20 protein-coding genes are annotated in these 16,760 nt (G+C 62.4%); 11 read left to right on the top strand and 9 right to left on the bottom strand.

All coding sequences use genetic code 11. The annotated features are described in order from the left end of the window. Positions 1–24: 24 nt before the first annotated feature. The 3 genes from AC1DD5_RS13950 to AC1DD5_RS13940 all read right to left on the bottom strand — a co-directional run bounded on the left by AC1DD5_RS13950 (position 25) and on the right by AC1DD5_RS13940 (position 2,650). On the bottom strand, positions 25–756 hold the full coding sequence (locus AC1DD5_RS13950; protein ID WP_477521826.1) for an HAD family hydrolase: 732 nt from the start codon (positions 754–756) through the stop codon (positions 25–27). Between the two features lie 8 nt (positions 757–764). Beyond that, positions 765–1,766 (bottom strand): LacI family DNA-binding transcriptional regulator, encoded by a 1,002-nt coding sequence (locus AC1DD5_RS13945; protein WP_477521825.1) that lies wholly within the window; start codon positions 1,764–1,766, stop codon positions 765–767. Between the two features lie 260 nt (positions 1,767–2,026). Beyond that, positions 2,027–2,650, bottom strand: a complete 624-nt coding sequence (locus AC1DD5_RS13940; RefSeq protein WP_477521824.1) for an alpha/beta hydrolase — start codon at positions 2,648–2,650, stop codon at positions 2,027–2,029. A gap of 25 nt (positions 2,651–2,675) precedes the next feature. Here AC1DD5_RS13940 and AC1DD5_RS13935 point away from each other — a divergent pair, with 25 nt between their 5' ends. Together AC1DD5_RS13935 and AC1DD5_RS13930 are read left to right on the top strand one after the other, a co-directional pair. Then, positions 2,676–3,125: a helix-turn-helix transcriptional regulator gene (locus AC1DD5_RS13935; protein ID WP_477521823.1), complete on the top strand. Its 450-nt coding sequence runs from the start codon at positions 2,676–2,678 to the stop codon at positions 3,123–3,125. A 10-nt stretch (positions 3,126–3,135) separates the two neighbouring features. Next, complete coding sequence (locus AC1DD5_RS13930; RefSeq protein WP_477521822.1) at positions 3,136–3,537, top strand: VOC family protein; 402 nt, start codon at positions 3,136–3,138, stop codon at positions 3,535–3,537. Between the two features lie 89 nt (positions 3,538–3,626). On the opposite strand, the gene AC1DD5_RS13925 is transcribed toward AC1DD5_RS13930, so the two are convergent. From AC1DD5_RS13925 to AC1DD5_RS13915, 3 genes are all read right to left on the bottom strand, one after another. Further along, complete coding sequence (locus AC1DD5_RS13925; protein ID WP_477521821.1) at positions 3,627–4,772, bottom strand: glutamate--cysteine ligase 2; 1,146 nt, start codon at positions 4,770–4,772, stop codon at positions 3,627–3,629. A 38-nt stretch (positions 4,773–4,810) separates the two neighbouring features. Beyond that, the gene (locus tag AC1DD5_RS13920) at positions 4,811–5,269 is read right to left on the bottom strand and encodes a hypothetical protein (protein WP_477521820.1); all 459 of its coding nucleotides are present in this window, start codon (positions 5,267–5,269) and stop codon (positions 4,811–4,813) included. A 282-nt stretch (positions 5,270–5,551) separates the two neighbouring features. Then, positions 5,552–6,346 carry a GAF and ANTAR domain-containing protein gene (locus AC1DD5_RS13915; protein WP_477521819.1) on the bottom strand — a complete coding sequence of 265 codons (795 nt, stop codon included), beginning with the start codon at positions 6,344–6,346 and terminating at the stop codon, positions 5,552–5,554. A gap of 173 nt (positions 6,347–6,519) precedes the next feature. On the opposite strand from AC1DD5_RS13915, the gene AC1DD5_RS13910 reads away from it, so the two are divergent. The 7 genes from AC1DD5_RS13910 to AC1DD5_RS13880 all read left to right on the top strand — a co-directional run bounded on the left by AC1DD5_RS13910 (position 6,520) and on the right by AC1DD5_RS13880 (position 13,609). Continuing rightward, complete coding sequence (locus tag AC1DD5_RS13910; RefSeq protein ID WP_477521818.1) at positions 6,520–6,948, top strand: hypothetical protein; 429 nt, start codon at positions 6,520–6,522, stop codon at positions 6,946–6,948. A gap of 69 nt (positions 6,949–7,017) precedes the next feature. Beyond that, positions 7,018–7,218 (top strand): hypothetical protein, encoded by a 201-nt coding sequence (locus AC1DD5_RS13905; protein ID WP_477521817.1) that lies wholly within the window; start codon positions 7,018–7,020, stop codon positions 7,216–7,218. Positions 7,219–7,667: 449 nt separating this feature from the next. Beyond that, positions 7,668–8,459, top strand: coding sequence for a DeoR/GlpR family DNA-binding transcription regulator (locus AC1DD5_RS13900; RefSeq protein ID WP_477521816.1), 792 nt, complete (start codon positions 7,668–7,670; stop codon positions 8,457–8,459). Next, positions 8,456–9,442, top strand: a complete 987-nt coding sequence (locus AC1DD5_RS13895; protein ID WP_477521815.1) for a 1-phosphofructokinase family hexose kinase — start codon at positions 8,456–8,458, stop codon at positions 9,440–9,442. Before AC1DD5_RS13900 ends, AC1DD5_RS13895 begins: the two co-directional genes overlap by 4 nt. A 2-nt stretch (positions 9,443–9,444) precedes the next feature. Next, positions 9,445–11,514 carry a PTS fructose transporter subunit IIABC gene (locus AC1DD5_RS13890; RefSeq protein WP_477521814.1) on the top strand — a complete coding sequence of 690 codons (2,070 nt, stop codon included), beginning with the start codon at positions 9,445–9,447 and terminating at the stop codon, positions 11,512–11,514. A 57-nt stretch (positions 11,515–11,571) separates the two neighbouring features. Then, entirely contained in the window at positions 11,572–13,296 is a 1,725-nt protein-coding gene (gene ptsP / locus AC1DD5_RS13885) for a phosphoenolpyruvate--protein phosphotransferase (RefSeq protein WP_477521813.1), read from the top strand. A 34-nt stretch (positions 13,297–13,330) separates the two neighbouring features. After that, entirely contained in the window at positions 13,331–13,609 is a 279-nt protein-coding gene (locus AC1DD5_RS13880; RefSeq protein WP_442016337.1) for an HPr family phosphocarrier protein, read from the top strand. Positions 13,610–13,716: 107 nt separating this feature from the next. On the opposite strand, the gene AC1DD5_RS13875 is transcribed toward AC1DD5_RS13880, so the two are convergent. Both AC1DD5_RS13875 and AC1DD5_RS13870 read right to left on the bottom strand, forming a co-directional pair. Beyond that, positions 13,717–14,673 (bottom strand): DNA topoisomerase IB, encoded by a 957-nt coding sequence (locus tag AC1DD5_RS13875; protein WP_477521812.1) that lies wholly within the window; start codon positions 14,671–14,673, stop codon positions 13,717–13,719. A 33-nt stretch (positions 14,674–14,706) separates the two neighbouring features. After that, positions 14,707–15,186: a Dps family protein gene (locus tag AC1DD5_RS13870; RefSeq protein WP_442002900.1), complete on the bottom strand. Its 480-nt coding sequence runs from the start codon at positions 15,184–15,186 to the stop codon at positions 14,707–14,709. Positions 15,187–15,499: 313 nt separating this feature from the next. On the opposite strand from AC1DD5_RS13870, the gene AC1DD5_RS13865 reads away from it, so the two are divergent. Continuing rightward, positions 15,500–15,670: a hypothetical protein gene (locus AC1DD5_RS13865; protein ID WP_223935420.1), complete on the top strand. Its 171-nt coding sequence runs from the start codon at positions 15,500–15,502 to the stop codon at positions 15,668–15,670. 175 nt (positions 15,671–15,845) lie between these two features. On the opposite strand, the gene AC1DD5_RS13860 is transcribed toward AC1DD5_RS13865, so the two are convergent. Beyond that, complete coding sequence (locus AC1DD5_RS13860) at positions 15,846–16,112, bottom strand: hypothetical protein (RefSeq protein ID WP_477521811.1); 267 nt, start codon at positions 16,110–16,112, stop codon at positions 15,846–15,848. Positions 16,113–16,226: 114 nt separating this feature from the next. Here AC1DD5_RS13860 and AC1DD5_RS13855 point away from each other — a divergent pair, with 114 nt between their 5' ends. Continuing rightward, complete coding sequence (locus AC1DD5_RS13855; RefSeq protein WP_477521810.1) at positions 16,227–16,745, top strand: DUF6328 family protein; 519 nt, start codon at positions 16,227–16,229, stop codon at positions 16,743–16,745. The last annotated feature ends 15 nt before the right edge of the window (positions 16,746–16,760 follow it).

Raw genomic sequence — 16,760 nt, 5'->3', positions numbered from 1 at the left:
AAAGAGGTCCTTCGAAAAGTAGGGTCAGAGAAGATCGTTGAGGTCGTCGACCACCAGCGTGGCGCCGGCGTCGAGCAGTGTTTGGCGGCCAGCGCCGCGGTCCACGCCGATGACGGCCTGGAAGTTGCCGGCGCTGCCGGCCTGCACGCCGGAAACGGCGTCTTCCACCACGATGCATTCCTGGGTGGGGACGTCCAGCAGGGACGCCGCGTAAGTAAACGTGGCCGGATCCGGCTTGCCGGGAAGTCCGACGGCGGCCGCTACCTGACCATCGACGACCACCGTGAAGTGGTGGTCGAGTCCGGCTGCCTTCAGTACCGCGGGCGCGTTTCGTGAGGAGGACACGACGGCGACCTTTAGTCCCAGCTCCAGCGCGGCATTGATGAACTTGACCGAGCCGGCGAAAGGCTCGACGCCGCGGGTGTCCACGATCTCGTTGAAGATTGCGTTCTTGCGGTTCCCCAGGCCCTGCACGGTTTCGTTCGTGGGGGCGTCATCCAGGGGCCCTTCCGGCAGTGTGATTCCGCGCGAGGTCAGGAAGTCCCGGACGCCATCGAAGCGTGGCTTGCCGTCGATGTGATCGAAGTAGTCGCTTTCCTGGTAGCCCTGCGGGTGGCCGGCCCCGGCGAGGTAGGAGTCGAACAGCTCCTGCCAGGCCTGCTCGTGCACCACGGCAGTGGGCGTCAGCACGCCGTCGAGGTCGAACAAGAGCGCCGAAGCGCCAGTCCAGGCATTACGAAGATCAGTCATGTGCATAGGTCCGTTCAGCGCTTGTGGCGCGTGGTTTTGCGTTCGATGAGCTTGGTATCGAGCAGATGAGTGGAGGGTGGGTTGGGGGGATCTGTATTCAAAAGTCGTTCGCACAGCAGGTTCGCGGCAAAGGCACCTTGGTCGGCAACGGGTTGCGCCACAGTGCTCAGTCCGAGGAACCAGCTCATGGGATGGTCATCGATTCCGATCACGGACACGTTTTTGGGCACGGACAAGCCGTGCTCCCGCAACGCCATCAGCGCGCCGAACGCTGCTTCATCACAATGGGCGAACACTGCAGTGGGCCGTGCGCCGCGGGTGATGAGTTCGGTCATTGCCCGGCGGCCGTCGTCGATGCTTGGCCCAGCAGCCACCACAAGGTCCGGGTGGACGGTGAGGTGGTGTTCATCCAGTGCACGCCTGAAGCCGTGGAACCGTGGGGTCTCAGTGGCAACGGAGTGTTCATTGCTCGAAAGAACGGCCAAGTCCCAATGGCCCAGCCCCAGCAGGTGTTGGGTGGCCTGCCAAGCTGCGTGCTCGTCATCGATACCAACATTGTCCCACGGAACATTCCGCATGCCCACGCTGGCGACTGCCAGTCCGGAAGCTTCCAAAGCTCCCACTTCCTCCGGGTCGAGGTCAACATTGAGCAGCAGCAGCCCGTCCACCCTTTGCGCCAGCCGTTCAAGATCGCCGAAGATCTGCTTCCGGACGCTGGTCTTGTTGCGAAGGCTAATCAGGACGGTGTCGTAGCCGCTGTCGCCGAAGACTTCTTCTGCTGCTTCCACGGCCTGTGCGAAGAACCACGCTGTGGCGGTGGGGGCGATGATGGCTACGGAGCCCGTGCTGCCACCGGCCAGTCTTGATGCTGCAGCCGAGGCTTTGTAGCCCAGCTTGTTCGCGGCTTCCGCCACTTGCCGTTGAGCCTTTTCGGAAACGTTGGGGAGGTTCCTCAAAGCCCTGGACACCGTACAAATGGACAATCCGGAGAGGACTGCAACGTCCTGGATCGTCACCCTGTGAGTCCTAACCATGCAACACGGCCTCAACCCTTTCCATACTCGATGACACGTTGGGAGAACGGCACTGCGCCCCGGGATGACTCCACATTGGGACGGCCGCAAGCCAAAAGTGTAAGCGCTTACAATTTTGTCATTCAATAGTGTGTGGCCGAATGCGAATTTGTGACGCGAATCTCACGGGAAGGTTGATTCTGACGGGCTGATGCCGTCTAATCCGGAGCCTGTGGCAGTGCCTCAGCGCCCGTTGAACACCGTCAGTGCCCGTTTAACACGTAGTACCTGAGGAAGGCGCTGACATCCACCAGCTCCGGGGGCTCGATCCTGTGCCCCATTCCCGGGTAAGTACGCGCGGTCAGGGCTACATTCGCTTCCAGCCACTCTTGAGTGTGGGCGATAGCGTCTTCGTTGATCACCGGGTCCGCCTTGTCCCGACCCCAAAAGAAGGGCGGAGGCGATTCAAAGGATTCGCTGAGCGCCAGGAGGTCGTTGTCCAGGACAAAGCCGGACAAACCAACCGTTGCCTTGAAGGCGTGTGGTCGCAGCCGCAGGAGCGTGCTGGCCATGGCCATTCCCTGCGAGTAGCCCAGCAGGCTGACGCTGCTGTGGTTCTCCTTCACGGTGTTGATCCAGTTGAAGACGGAGTTGGTGGAGGTGATGACATCGGCGAAGTCGTTCGTCAGGAAGTAGTCCAGGAGGAACCAGCCGTAGTGGTCGCCGATTTCCTTCGGGCCGCGAAGGGCGGCACAGGTGAATTCCGCTGGAAGATACGGAAACAAGTCCACCATGCGCTGCTCGCTGGTGCCGTAGCCGTGCATCATCACCAGCAATGGGGTGCCCCTGCGCTGGTTTTCGGGCTTCGACCAGACCACTGAATCCATGGGACGAGCCTAGTAGACTGGCCCCATGACACCGCAGGAACTGGCCAACCTGGCCCATCTGCGGCGCGCCCGCGATTTCATCGATCGCGAGTACGCGCGGCCCTTGGATGTCCCCACGATGGCAGCCGGCGCCCTCATGTCCCCCGCGCATTTCTCCCGCCAGTTCAAGGCCGCGTACGGTGAATCGCCCTACAACTACCTCATGACCCGGCGCATCGAACGGGCCATGGCCCTGCTGCGGACCGGAACCAGCGTTACTGATGCTTGCATGGAGGTGGGCTGTACATCCCTGGGTTCCTTCAGTTCACGCTTCACGGAGATCGTCGGCATGACGCCCAGTGAATACCGCTCACGCGAGCACCATGCCGTGAAGGCGATGCCCACCTGCATCGCGAAGCAGCAAACGCGCCCTGAAAGAAACGGCAATAAGAACCTGAGCAGGATTGAAGAAGCGCCCGCCTCACAGCTGCAATAGCGTGTGAGACATGAACATTTCATTGAAGTACGCACACGTCACCGTTAACGATGTCGATGAGTCGCTCGCCTTCTACCGCGACGCCCTCGGCCTGGAAGTCCGGAACGACGTCGGCTCGGACGGCCAGCGCTGGGTTACCCTCGGCAGCGAGGCCCAGCCCGACCTCGAACTCGTTCTGTCCCCTCCGCACGCCGGCCGCTCGCAGGCTGATGGCGACGCCATTCAGGAGCTGCTCACCAAGGGCGTCATGCCCATGCTCGTGTTCAACACGGACGATCTCGACGCCACGTTTGAAAAGCTGCGCGCTTCCGGCGCCGAAGTCCTCCAGGAGCCGATTGTTCAGCCCTGGGGTCCCCGCGACTGCGCCTTCCGCGATCCGTCCGGCAACATGATCCGCATCAATCAGGGCTAAGGCCCAAGCATAAGTACGACGGCGACAGGCCAGCCGTAGACTTACGGGACCTGTCGCCGTCGTGCTTTCCGCAGTACGTCAGTCCTGAGTTAATGCCTCACCAGCCCAGCGCTTGAGCGTTCGCCGTACTCATGCGTCGAGGCGATAGCGGCAGAAACGACGTCGGACAGCCGAAGCCGCCGGCCGTAGGCCTGGCGCTGCAGACGTTCACCCGTGCCGCGGCGAAGGATCTTCGCCACACCCGACCGTGCGAGTGCCAGGTCCCCGGATTTCGTCAGCGCCCCGCGCACGTGTCGCAGCAAGGCCCCTGCCACATCCGCGGCAGGATAGGGCCGCTGGTCCATCGGATGAATCAGTTGATCGTTGACACCAAAGCGGCTGGACCGCCAGTTGGCCATGCGCAACAGGCTGGTCAAAGCGTCCGACGGCGGCTCCCCTTTCCGCCATTGTGTCGCCGCAGTCTCCACCAAAGCCCGGGCAATCACCGCGATGGTGAGGGCATCTTCGGCGTAAAGGCAGACGTCCGCGATGCGGAGTTCAACGGTGGGATGGCCTCTGGAAAGACGGGCATCGAAGTAGATCATGCCCTCATCCAAGGGGACGCCCGTGCCCAGGAGGTTCGCGAGCACCGAGCGGTAGCCTTCTGCCGAGCCGAAGACATCCATAGGTCCGGCAGTGGGCCACCTGTTCCAAATTTGGGTCCGATAACTGGCAAAGCCTGTGTCGGCGCCCATCCAAAACGGGGAGTTCGCACTCAAAGCAAGGAGCACCGGGAGCCATTGGCGCATCCTGTCCAGGACGCCCACGCCTTCATCCGGCGATTCGATCGCCACGTGGACGTGGAATCCGCACGTGAGTTGCTCGCGCGAAATGAGGCCGAACTCGGTACCCATGGTTGCGTACCGTTGGTTGCCCAAAGTGGGCGTCGCGTGGAACTCCGGGGGCGTGGCCAGGGCGGCTACCCGGGCCCCCACTGTCCGCGCGGCCGAGTCTGCCAACGCCCGCCCGAGGCGGATCTCATCGCGAAGCTCCGCTGCCGTCCGGCATGGCCGGGAATTCACCTCAATCTGTTCCTGTTTGAACTCGGACTTGAGGGAATCACCGGCTTCCGGATAGCTTGCCGTGTTCATGTGGGGTTGGGCAGCTATGTCCAGGATGCCCGCAGCAAGCGGAAGCGGCATCCCGTCAACGGGATCTGCGATCAGCAACTCTTCTTCGACGCCAAACGTACGCATAGCTACCCTCCCCGCAGTAATGAAATTAGAGTCCGCGGTTATCCGACGTGGCGCGGAACCTCCATCTGGAAACCGCAGCGGCAATGGAGCACCTGCGTTTGCAGGTAGACCTCAAACAGGCTCGGGCCGTCCAGGTCGTCAGTGCTCCTGGGTGGCTCGATGATGCTCTCCGAGGGGCGTCCCAAGGTCATGGGCTCGCCACAATGCGTGCAGCTGAACCACAGGCCGGATGCGGACGTAGACAGGAATTCGGTTTGGATCTCCGGCACGAGTTCGGCCAAGGGCACGGGGTGGGCGTAAAACGTATCGCACTCACTGCAGGTGTAGCTGACTTCAACGATTTCGGACTGGTTCGGCTCTGCTTCTACAACGGTTTCAACGAAAATGTACGAATCAGTATCGCAAACTGTGCACCAAGGCCGGGTGGCGGTGTCAAAAGTTGCGGGTTTCGCCCCAAGCGCAGGTTTCGGGGCGGGAATAGGGGATCCAAGCGTCATTGCCATTCTCCTTTTATGCACGTATCCACCGTGAGGTGGTTCCGACGACATATCGCATCGCGTCGGGAGAAGCTGATTGCTCCTCGAGGAGGCCTGCATGGATGCACGCGGCGAGCCGGCCGATAGTGGCCACAGCTTCAGGTGCAGTTCTTGGACCATCTTGGATGGCTCCAAGTCATGAGTCTCCAAGGGCTATCTGCTTAACCCACCTATGAATGTAGTTCATTAGTGGCGGGCGTCACAAGTATGCAAGGTGGGGCGGGGCCTTTAGGGACTGCCGCCCTAGGGCTCAAAGTGGGCCACGGGCGCTTCGTCCGCCACAGCCTTGATGAGCTGCTCAGCCACATCCCTGAGTTTTTGGTTGCGGCCATTGGACGCCTTGGTGAGGATCCTGAACGCCTCATCCTGGCTACATCGGTTTTGGCCCATGATGATGCCGCATGCCAGATCAATCACAGTCCTCGACTGCATTGCAAGCTGAAGATCATCGGCGTGCTGCTGCTTGATGCCAATCCTCACGGCCAACCTCAGTGACCGTTCGGCCTGGCTGGCGTACAACTCACAATTCCGGATGGTCTCATCGTCGTAGACATGGGCTTTCGGCGCGAAGAAGTTCAGGGCCGCCGTAGCTCCCTCATCCAACTCCAGCGGGACGCACAGTGCCGAAAGGTGTCCGCGTTCGGCGATGACAGTGCAGTAGTCGGACCACCTTTCCTCGGTGGAAGTATCGGGAACATGCACTGTGCCGTGGCTTCGCATAGCCTCCAGGCACGGGCCGTCACCGTAAGCTTGCTGAACTTCATCGATCAGCCTAGCTTCGTGGGTACTCCCTGCCACAGTGGCAGTGCGGCGTCGCCTGCTCAAGGTGATCCCGCACAGGACATCCAGGCCCACGGCTTCAGAAACGGAGGCCGCGGAGAAGACGGCAAGATCATGCAGGAATCCCGACACATCATCGCTGTCGATCACCAGGTCCTGAAGCTGTTCAGGCACCGAAACATCGTCGAGTGATGGGACACTATCCGGCGGGGCTGGGACATCGTCCGGCACCGCGAAATCAACGTGCATTTCGTCCATGATTCAGTTTACGATCGTCCGGACCCAACTCGTTACCCCTTGAAGAACAAGCGGCAGAATCCTTGCATCTGCCGTGCACCTATGTGCACAATCTAGCTAGAGTCCGCATTGCCGGACAGGTTTTACAGCTCATGCAGACGGGCACCCGCATTAACAATGCAGAGGTGAATCCCATGTCGGCACAGCCCGCGTCCAGAGTTCCGGACGAAGCCCACCAACCAGACGAGCCCCTATGGTGTACGCGCTGCAATTCCGACCAGCATCTGGTGGTGGATTCGATCCAATCCCACTACCCTCCCGCCCCCAACACGGTGGACGTTGCCTACGAATGCCGCGCCTGCAATTACTCCTACGACCAGACCGCCAGCGTCCAAAGGGTGGCCGTCGTCCTGAACCGCCCCGGGGTTTCCCAAGGCATATTGCAATTTGGTGGCCAGTATTTGCATTGCGGGGAACCCATGAGGACCAGTAGTTGCGAGCTACGGCGGATCCAGGCCCCGCTTGTCCTGAAGCCCGGCGGCCAACTACGCATGTACGAGGTCACCATCAACACGCGGGTCCTCGGCTGCCCCTGTGGCTTCCACATGGAAATCCCGGACTAGATATGGTGACCAAACGCCATGAGCAACGAAACCAGTTTTGACAGAGGCAAACGCACAGGGAGGGAAAACATGCAGACCGAATCAAAGAGGGACGAGTCTCCAGTTACCGATTCTGATCACAGGCCGGCCAGAAAGCACAAGCTTCCGGATCCACCGGACCCGGACAATCTTCCCATCGACTACCTCGCCTCCGGGTGGGACACCAGCAGGTACTCCCCAAGTGTCACGCGCGAGCTTCATCGGCGTGCTCCCCACGTACGGAGCGCTTGACCTTGAGTGAATTCCCGCCGGACCCTTCGCATCCCGACCCCACCCGGGAGCCTGGGCCAACACCCGAGCCCGTTCCCCTGCCGGAGCCGGGGCCTCCCCCGGTCCCTGAACCCACTCCCGGGCCCACGGTGCCGTCACCACCGGCACCCCCCGGTCCCGGACAACCACCTGGACAACCCCCTCTTTAGAGGGTTTCCAACCCTATAGACCGGATCCCAGTCAGGATCCGATGGAAGGGCATGTCGCACTACAGGGAGTGCGGCATGCCCTTTGGCGTGCACAAAAGCTACCCATCAGCGGAGCATCCCACCAGTGCGATCTTTGTTTATGTTGGTTTCTATTGACTTACCAACATAAACAAAGATAGAGTCAAGCAATTCCACATCGTTGTGACAGCAGTCACCTGATGTGGCTGCACTGACAAATGGCTTTACCGCAATGGAGGGTAAGTGTTCGCTGAAGAGCGCCAACAACTGATCTCCGCACTCGTCGCCGAGCGCGGACGGGTGAGCGTCACTGACCTCGCCGACCGTTTCAGCATCACCACTGAGACCATCCGCCGGGATCTCGCGGCTCTCGAAGTTTCGGGGAGCCTGCGCCGCGTTCATGGTGGGGCCGTCCCTTCGGACCGCTTGAGCACCCGCGAGGAAAGCATCCTGGAGCGCGCCATCCAGCGCCAATCCGAGAAACACCGCATCGCCGCTGCGGCACTTGCCCTGATACCCGAGCTCACCACCGGCAGCATCCTGCTGGACGCAGGTTCCACAACGGAGACCCTCGCAGACCTGCTCGCCCAGCGCACGCCTGCAGCCAACGGCAACGAAGAGCTCGTGGTCATCACCCACGCCATTCCCATCGCCGGCAAGCTCTCCTCCACAGTCGGTATCGCCCTCCAAATCCTGGGTGGCCGGGTCCGCGGACTGACCCAGGCCGCCGTCGGACAGTCCACGGTGGAGGCCGCCTACAAACTCCGTCCGGATATCGCCTTCGTCGGCGCAAACGGCATCCACTCCGTCTTCGGGCTCAGCACGCCCGATCCTGAAGAAGCTGCGGTAAAAGCCGCCTTCGTCAAGTCAGCCCGCCGCGTTGTGGCACTGGCCGATTCTTCCAAGCTGGACGCCGAGACATTGGTCCAGTTCGCCACCCTGAAGGATGTTGACACTTTGATTACAGACAGTGAACCCTCCGCTGAACTCGCCGCGGCCCTGGCCGAAGCCGGCGTTGACGTGGTGATCGCATGATCGTCACACTGACGGCCAACCCAAGCCTGGATCGCACAGTGGAGCTTCCCGCACCACTGGCCCGCGGCGAGGTACAGCGCGCTGTCGCCGTCCACCAGGAGTCCGGGGGAAAGGGCGTCAACGTTTCCCGCGCCCTGGTGGCTTCCGGCCTCGAAACACTGGCCGTCCTTCCGGGCGCCGACTCGGATCCGGTCCTTTCCGGACTGCACGACGCCGGCGTGCCGTTCGCTGCGCTGCCCATCGGTCAGGCGCTACGCAGCAACGTCACCCTCACCGAACCGGATGGCGTCACCACCAAGATCAACGAACCCGGACCGGAGCTGAGCGATGAACAGCAGGAAGCCCTGATCGGGCTGCTGCTGGAGCGCTCCCGTGGCGCCAGCTGGGTGGTTCTCGCAGGCTCGCTCCCACCAGGAGTGCCCGCGGATTTCTACGCCACAATCGCTCGTCGGCTCCGGTCGAACGCGGATGGAGCGGCCATTCCCGGCATCGCCATCGACTCCTCCGGGGCTCCGCTTGCGGCAGCTTTGAAAGGCGATGCCGCAGGAAAACCCGATCTCCTCAAGCCCAACGCGGAAGAGCTCGCAGAGCTCGCAGCCGCTGCCGGTTTCACCATCGTCTCAACCGCTGACGAACTGGAAGCAGACCCGGCAAAAGCCGCCCAAGCTGCTGCCGCCGTCGTCGAAAGCGGTGTGGGCGCCGTTCTGGCAACACTCGGATCCAAGGGCGCAATCCTGGTGACGGCTGATGGGGCGTGGCTCGCCACGCATCCCCCCATCCAGGCCGTCAGCACGGTGGGTGCCGGCGATTCTGCACTGGCCGGCTACTTGCTGGCTGCTACCCAAGGCGGTTCCGCCCAGGACTGCCTTCGTCAGGCCGTGGCACATGGTGCCGCTGCTGCTTCGCTGCCGGGCTCCACTGTCCCTGCAGTCCACCAGACAACCCCCAACGCCGTAACCATCACGGCCCTCCAGAAGGACTAACAGTGACCCAGCTGATCACACCCCAATTGGTCATCCTCGACCAGAACCTGGGCGACTCCCCTGCCGACGTCATCCGCGTCCTGGCTGGCAAAGTCGCCGCCGCCGGCCGTGCTTCCGAGGTTGAAGGGCTCTTCACGGATGCCTTCGCCCGCGAGCAGAAGACCGCAACCGGCGTGCCCGGCGGCATCGCCATTCCACACTGCCGCTCGGCCGCAGTCACAGAGCCCGCCCTCGCCATGGCCCGCCTGTCCCACAAGGTGGACTTCGGCGCCAAGGACGGCCCGGCGGACCTCATCTTCTTCATTGCTGCCCCGGACGGCGCTGACCAGGAGCACCTGAAACTGCTCTCCAAGCTGGCCCGCTCCCTCATCAAGAAGGACTTCACGGCAGCGCTCCGCGCCGCTTCTTCCCCTCAAGAAATAGTGGACCTCGTGGACGGCGCTATCGGTGACGCTCCGAGCACCAGCGGAGCCGGGAATGGGGGTCGCGGAGTGGTTGGGCATCGCGAAGCGGGCACGAGCCCCATTGCCGGCGAAGCGGCCGCTACCTCAGCACCCAAGCGCATCGTCGCCGTGACAGCGTGCCCCACGGGCATCGCCCACACTTACATGGCAGCTGACTCGCTCGTTGCCGCCGCCCAGGAAATGGGCGTGGACCTCCAGGTTGAGACCCAGGGTTCTTCCGGCGCCAAGCCGCTGGATCCGGCCATCATTGCCGCTGCTGACGCCGTGATTTTCGCTGTCGACGTCGACGTCCGTGGCAAGGAGCGCTTCGCCGGGAAGCCGGTCATCAACGCTCCGGTCAAGCGCGGCATCGATGAGCCCACCAAGATGGTCCAGGAAGCGTTGGCCGCTGCGGATGACCCGCACGCCCGCCGTGTCCCGCACTTTGGTGCTGAAGAGCAGGCAGAGCGTGCTGCAGAGGAAAAGGGCGAGCACATCGGCCAGAAGCTGAAGCGCGCACTCCTCACGGGTGTTTCGTACATGATCCCCTTCGTCGCCGGTGGCGGCCTGCTGATTGCCATCGGATTCCTGCTTGGCGGCTACGAAATCACGGGCTTCGCTGACAAGATGCTGGTTGAGAACAACATCTTCAACCTGCCCACCGAGTTCCCGAACAACGCCTGGGGTCCGCTGGGCGCCTATATCGGTGCTGTGCTGTTCAAGATCGGCGCACTGTCCCTCGGATTCCTGGTTCCCGCGCTGGCCGGCTACATCGCCTACGCCATCGCTGACCGTCCCGGTATTGCCCCCGGTTTTGTTGCCGGCGCTGTCTCCGGGTTCATGGGCGCAGGCTTCCTCGGGGCCATTGTTGGTGGTTTGCTGGCCGGCTACATCGCCTTCCAGATCGGCAAGCTCGATGTTCCCCGCTGGCTGCGTGGCCTGATGCCTGTGGTCATTATTCCGTTGCTCGCCTCCCTGGTGGCCTCCGGCCTCATGTTCCTCATCCTCGGCGCGCCGATCGTGGCACTGACCAAGGCACTCAACACCGGCCTTTCGGGCCTGACCGGCGCTGGCGCCATCCTCCTCGGCATCATCCTCGGCCTCATGATGTGCTTCGACCTCGGTGGCCCTGTCAACAAGGTTGCCTACTCATTCGCTGTTGCCGGCCTCGGCACGGCAACTGTGGCAAACCAGGCACCGTGGCAGATCATGGCCGCAGTGATGGCAGCGGGCATGGTTCCGCCGCTCGCCATGGCCTTGGCTACTGTGCTGGACAAGAAGCTGTTCTCCTTGGCTGAGCGTGAAAACGGAAAGGCCGCCTGGCTTCTGGGTGCATCGTTCATCTCCGAGGGCGCTATCCCGTTCGCAGCTGCTGACCCGCTCCGTGTCATCCCTGCCAGCATGGTGGGCGGCGCCGTAACCGGTGCACTGTCCATGGCATTTGCGGTCACGTCCAAGGCTCCGCACGGTGGCATCTTCGTGTTCTTCGCAATCGACAACTTCCTGTTGTTCTTCCTGTCGATCGCTGTCGGTGTGGTCATCACCGCCCTCCTGGTGATTGCCCTCAAGCGCTGGGCTGTCCGCAAGCCGGTTGAGGCCGAGGCAGTTCCCGTCCCAGCAGGCGTGTAAGCGCCAGCAGATACTCCGTCAGCCCAACAGCACCTAAGCAACCAGAGGACCAGATACATGCAGACCTTCTCAGGCGTAGGCGTAGCTCCCGGGCGCGTCCTGGCACCGGTAAAGCAAATGCCCAAACCGGTCCAGGAACCCGCATCGCAGATGCACGGGACAGTCAACATTCCTGCCGACGTGACGGTTGAATCGCAGGGGCAGCGCATCAAGGACGCTGCCAAGGCGGTTCAGGCGGAACTGAGGGCCCGCGCGGCTACGGCCAACGGAGAAGGCAAGGAAGTCCTGGAAGCAACGGCTTTGATGGCCGCCGACCCCATGCTGGTGAAATCGGCCATCAAGCTGTTGTCTCCCGAGGCTCCAGGCGGTGCACGGACTGCTGAACGTGCGATCTGGGAAGCTGGCGGAACGGTGGCTGAGACGCTCAAGGGCCTTGGCGGGTACATGGCCGAGCGCGTGGCGGATGTCCTCGACGTCCGGGCACGAATCGTGTCTGAGCTTCGGGGCCTGCCGGCACCGGGAATCCCGGCCTCCGATGTCCCATTCATCCTGGCGGCGGAGGACCTGGCGCCTGCTGACACTGCCACGCTGGACCCATCCAAGGTAGTCGCGCTTATTACCTCCAGCGGCGGACCGCAGTCGCACACAGCCATCCTTGCCCGTGCTCTCGGCCTGCCCGCCGTCGTAGCCGCCCTGGGCGTGGATGAGATCGCGGACGGCACCGAGGTATATGTGGACGGCGCCGCGGGCACCATCACTGCTGAGCCCGGGGAAGACCTGCGGTTGGCTGCCAAGGCGTGGGCCACCCAGGCTTCCACGCTGGCGGCCTTCAGCGGGAACAACACCATGGCCGACGGTTTCCGGGTGCCGTTGTTGGCAAACGTTGGCACTGGTGCGGACGCGGTCAAAGCGGCCGACGCCGGCGCCGAAGGCGTTGGACTTCTGCGGACGGAATTCTGCTTCCTGGATCGCGACGACGAACCCACTGTGGAGGAACAGATCGCCGCCTATGGAGCGGTCTTCGCAGCCTTCCCGGGTAAGAAGGTTGTGGTCCGGACATTGGATGCTGGCGCGGACAAGCCGCTGCCGTTCCTCACCAACGCCGACGAACCGAACCCTGCGCTCGGTGTCCGCGGATACCGCACGGACCTCACGTCCCCCGGCGTCCTCGAACGGCAGCTCGAAGCCATCGCCGCCGCCGAAGCAGCCAACAACGCTGAGGTCTGGGTCATGGCACCCATGATCTCGACGGCGGACGAGGCCGCGCGGTTCGCCACACTTTGCGCCGCTGCCGGGCTCAAGACCCCGGGTGTCATGGTGGAAGTCCCGTCGGCAGCACTGACCGCGGCCACAGTTTTGCGCGAAGTCAGCTTCGCCTCGCTCGGCACCAATGACCTCACCCAGTACGCCATGGCAGCGGACCGTCAGCTCGGGCCGCTCGCCACCCTGAACGATCCCTGGCAGCCTGCAGTACTGCAGCTGGTCAAGCTAACGGCCGACGGCGCCGCGCAGGTCAGCGGCGAAAGCGGCACGGCCAAGCCGGTTGGCGTCTGCGGTGAGGCAGCAGCGGACCCGGCCCTCGCCGTCGTACTCGTTGGACTCGGCGTCGCGACGCTATCGATGAGTGCGCGGGCGCTTGCCGCCGTCGCAGCCGTGCTTGCCACGGTGACTGTTGCCCAGGCGCAAAAGCTAGCGGCAACCGCTCTGGCGGCACCCAATGCAGCCGCGGCACGCAGCGGGGTCCGCGCCCAGCTTCCCATCCTGGACGAGCTCGGCCTCTAGAATTCCCACAACCACCCACATCTAAGGAGCACCAATGCCTGAACGTACCGCTACCATCGCAAGCCGCGTCGGCCTCCACGCCCGCCCGGCGGCAATCTTCGCTGAAGCCGCAGGCGACCTTGATCTCGAGGTCACGATCGCCCGTGAAGGCGAGCCGGCCGATGACGCCATGGACGCAGCAAGCATCCTGTCCCTCATGAGCCTGGGCGCCTCCCACGGCGACGTCGTAGTGCTGCGCGCCGAAGGCGAAGGCGCAGAAGCAGCCCTGGACACCCTGGTGAAGATCCTCGAAACGGACCACGACGCCGAGTAAGACCGCGAAACCGCTCAGCGACACGGAAAAGGCCTGACGTCACCCGGATTTGGGTGGCATCAGGCCTTTTCTCTGTCTTGGACCTCCGTGTCTTGAACCGGAATGCTCTAGCTCTGCTTCCCAACGAGGAAAGCGGCAATTGAGGCCTCGGTCGGATTCACGTCCTGCAATTCTCCGGACAGATAGGCCTCCACGATCCTGGGATCCACATAGGAGGTACGCGCCACGGTGGGGGTGTTACCCAGCAGTTGGGCAGCGTCCTTCATGGCCTTCACCAAAGCCTGGGGCCGCGTCATGGTGCCTTCGGACTTCAACAGGGATAGGGCTGCCGCCGCGGTCCCCTTCCAAGTACGGAAATCCTTGGAGGTGTAGGCTGCTCCAGCAATGCCGCGCAGGTACTCGTTGATCATCGAAGCATCAACGGAAACCCATGAACCGTCGGATTGGTAGGCCAGCAGGCGTTCCTTGCCGGGCCGCCGCGCCAGTGGCTCAAGGAAAGCTGCCAGCGCGGGATCCTGGATGGAAGTGTCCCACCACTGTCCGCTCTTGCCGGGAAACTTCAGGCCGACGGCATTGTCTTTGATTCGGGCGTGCCTGCACCTGAGCGTGGTGAGTCCATAGGAGCCGTTCTGACGCATGTAGCTTTCAGAGCCCACGCGGAGAGCGCCGAGGTCCATGAGGCGCACTGCCGCCGCCAGGGTCTGTTGCCTGGGAGACGACGCGTCTTTCAAGTGCAGCGTGACAGTTCTTCGCACCGCAGGGAGCACGGAGCCCAATTCCGCGGCGCGCTGGAACTTCTCCGTGTCTTTACGTTCGCGCCATCGCGGGTGGTAGATGTACTGGCTTCGACCCGCGGCGTCGACTCCCGTGGCCTGGATGTGCCCATTGCTATCAGGACAGATCCACACTTCGGTCCAAGCAGGCGGGATCGCCAGCGCATTAATGCGCTGGCGATCCTCTTGGCTTACCAGGCTCCCGTCGGGATACCTGTAACTGAACCCTTTGCCTGCCCTGCGGCGTTCAATACCGGGCTTGGAAAGGTCGCTTCGCCGAAGCCTTGGCATTTTCAGTCCGAGGATCGCGTCTTCTCTCGCCGGTTAGGCTTCGTCGGGATCCGTGACAGCGGCTCCCGCGCTCATGATTTCGGCGTTGATCATCCACACGAGCTGCTCCAGGCGGGCGATGAATTCGTGCAGGAGGTCCGCGGTAGTGGGGTCTTCTTCATCCACCTCGTCATGGACGTCACGCATGGTCTGGACGGTGCGTTCCACGCGCTCGGTCACCAGCTTGACGGCGTTCTTGGTGTTGACCAGCCCGCCGGGGAATTCTTCAAGGCGCGTGCCCGCCGAGATGGTCCCGCTCCGGCCGTCCGGCAGGGCGTGAAGGGCCCGCATCCGCTCGGCGGTGTCATCCGCGAATTTCCGGGTGGCGGCGACGAGTTCGTCCAGCTGGAGGTGGAGGTCGCGGAAGTTCGGACCAACGATGTTCCAGTGCGCCTGCTTGCCCTGGAGCTGTAGCTCGATCAGGTCTGTCAGGACGATTTGAAGGTTGTCTGCAAGCTGCTGTGACGCTTTCATGTGTTCCTCTCCTTGGACGGTCGGTGCAAGCGAAAAACCCTTGTGTCGAATTCCTTCAACGTAGGTCAATCATCAAGTGGCGACATCAATAACTCTTTCATAAGGATGCTTAGTAGTACAATGAAGAGTGTCGCCGTTCATATCTGGCGAACTTCGCCCCTCGGCGAAGGCCGGAAGTGATAGCGATAAAAGGCACTTGGAGGCGGTGGAACGCTTCCAAGTACCGGTAGAAGTAAATCGAAGTAAAGAGGAATGCATAGTCAGGAATCCAAAAGATTCTTTGCGGATTCCCCCAGAAAGGAATGTGCTGACCATGAACACGCTTCTGATCATTGCTGGTGTAGTTGCGATTGTCCTTCTCTTGGTGGGCGGCTTCTCGTCGGCCCTGAACTGGCTGCTGTGGGTAGGCGTCGTCCTCCTCGTCATCGCAGCTATCGGCTGGCTGCTCAGCTTCATGTCGGGCCGCAGGGGACACACGGTATAGAGCGCGCACCGCGACAATGACCCGAACCGGCCGAGCACGATGGTCGGACTGCCGATGAATATCCGCGGAATGTGAGGGCTGTCCCACTGCAGTTGAACCTGCAGGCAGGGGGCAGTCCTCCGGCGCATCCGGCACCCGGATACATCTACCGAACAGGCGCTTTAGCCGCCGTGCTTTAGTCGCCCGCAGTGGAAGGGGGCGCCGCGTCGGGATCCCGCGGAGTGGGGAATTCGTCCGGGGACTCCGGAACAGGAGAGGTATCCGGGTCTTCCGGGGTGGGGCTGCCCTCAGGTGGTTCCCCCGGTCCGGGAGGCGTTCCTGGCGATGGGCGTTCCGGTGTTTCACGCTCCGATCCCTGTCCTGGCAGTTCCTGCTCAGGGGTTGGCGTGCCATAGCCGCCGGCAGCGTCTTCCGGATCAACGCGGTGTTCGTCCTGACTCATTTCTTCCTCCTTGGAAATCCTTTGAGGCCCCGAAATTGTTCGAGGAATGCTGACAGTTCGACCGTAGTCCGGTGTAGTGTCAGCGTCCACCAATAGCTATCTGGAGGTGTACGAATGGTAGAGCCGGATCAGGTTCCCAGGACCGGCAGGAACGAATCCGTTGAAGAACGGATGGACCGCAACTGGATGGAGTTGATCCAGGAACTGCGGGTGCTCCAGACTGGAGTCCAGATCCTGGGCGGCTTCCTGCTGACCTTGCCTTTCCAATCGCGCTTTGAGCACCTGGACGACTGGCAACGCGGCCTCTACCTCTTCAATGTCATGGCAGCGGCCCTCACAACTGCCTTGATCCTGCTTCCGGTCAGCGTGCATCGCCGCCTTTTCCGCCGGGGACTCAAAGCCACTCTCGTCTCCAGCGCCGACGCCATCACCAAATGGGCATTGGCCGGCGTAGCCATCTTGATCGTGGGTTCAGCCACCTTGGTCTTCGATGTCACAGCCGGCCGAACCGCAGCAGTGATTGCCGGTAGCTTCATCATCCTGGTCCTGCTGGTACTCGTGGTGGGGATGCCCCTCTGGCTGCACCGGCGGGCCCTGCAAAACGGCGGCGGCAACAACGGGAATGCACCATGAGCAAAATGCTGAGAC

The organism is Paenarthrobacter sp. 10L420 (assembly GCF_056395385.1).
The sequence above is the reverse complement of the archived record's forward strand: the minus strand, read 5'-3'. Positions and strand labels throughout refer to the sequence as shown.

What these genes read in the sequence shown, in the direction of transcription:
- AC1DD5_RS13950 (WP_477521826.1), bottom strand. Translation starts at nt 756, where the DNA reads ATGCACATGACTGATCTTCGTAATGCCTGGACTGGCGCTTCGGCGCTC.
- AC1DD5_RS13940 (WP_477521824.1), bottom strand. Translation starts at nt 2,650, where the DNA reads ATGGATTCAGTGGTCTGGTCGAAGCCCGAAAACCAGCGCAGGGGCACC.
- AC1DD5_RS13935 (WP_477521823.1), top strand. Translation starts at nt 2,676, where the DNA reads ATGACACCGCAGGAACTGGCCAACCTGGCCCATCTGCGGCGCGCCCGC.
- AC1DD5_RS13930 (WP_477521822.1), top strand. Translation starts at nt 3,136, where the DNA reads ATGAACATTTCATTGAAGTACGCACACGTCACCGTTAACGATGTCGAT.
- AC1DD5_RS13925 (WP_477521821.1), bottom strand. Translation starts at nt 4,772, where the DNA reads ATGCGTACGTTTGGCGTCGAAGAAGAGTTGCTGATCGCAGATCCCGTT.
- AC1DD5_RS13920 (WP_477521820.1), bottom strand. Translation starts at nt 5,269, where the DNA reads ATGACGCTTGGATCCCCTATTCCCGCCCCGAAACCTGCGCTTGGGGCG.
- AC1DD5_RS13915 (WP_477521819.1), bottom strand. Translation starts at nt 6,346, where the DNA reads ATGGACGAAATGCACGTTGATTTCGCGGTGCCGGACGATGTCCCAGCC.
- AC1DD5_RS13910 (WP_477521818.1), top strand. Translation starts at nt 6,520, where the DNA reads ATGTCGGCACAGCCCGCGTCCAGAGTTCCGGACGAAGCCCACCAACCA.
- AC1DD5_RS13905 (WP_477521817.1), top strand. Translation starts at nt 7,018, where the DNA reads ATGCAGACCGAATCAAAGAGGGACGAGTCTCCAGTTACCGATTCTGAT.
- AC1DD5_RS13895 (WP_477521815.1), top strand. Translation starts at nt 8,456, where the DNA reads ATGATCGTCACACTGACGGCCAACCCAAGCCTGGATCGCACAGTGGAG.
- ptsP (WP_477521813.1), top strand. Translation starts at nt 11,572, where the DNA reads ATGCAGACCTTCTCAGGCGTAGGCGTAGCTCCCGGGCGCGTCCTGGCA.
- AC1DD5_RS13880 (WP_442016337.1), top strand. Translation starts at nt 13,331, where the DNA reads ATGCCTGAACGTACCGCTACCATCGCAAGCCGCGTCGGCCTCCACGCC.
- AC1DD5_RS13875 (WP_477521812.1), bottom strand. Translation starts at nt 14,673, where the DNA reads ATGCCAAGGCTTCGGCGAAGCGACCTTTCCAAGCCCGGTATTGAACGC.
- AC1DD5_RS13870 (WP_442002900.1), bottom strand. Translation starts at nt 15,186, where the DNA reads ATGAAAGCGTCACAGCAGCTTGCAGACAACCTTCAAATCGTCCTGACA.
- AC1DD5_RS13865 (WP_223935420.1), top strand. Translation starts at nt 15,500, where the DNA reads ATGAACACGCTTCTGATCATTGCTGGTGTAGTTGCGATTGTCCTTCTC.
- AC1DD5_RS13860 (WP_477521811.1), bottom strand. Translation starts at nt 16,112, where the DNA reads ATGAGTCAGGACGAACACCGCGTTGATCCGGAAGACGCTGCCGGCGGC.
- AC1DD5_RS13855 (WP_477521810.1), top strand. Translation starts at nt 16,227, where the DNA reads ATGGTAGAGCCGGATCAGGTTCCCAGGACCGGCAGGAACGAATCCGTT.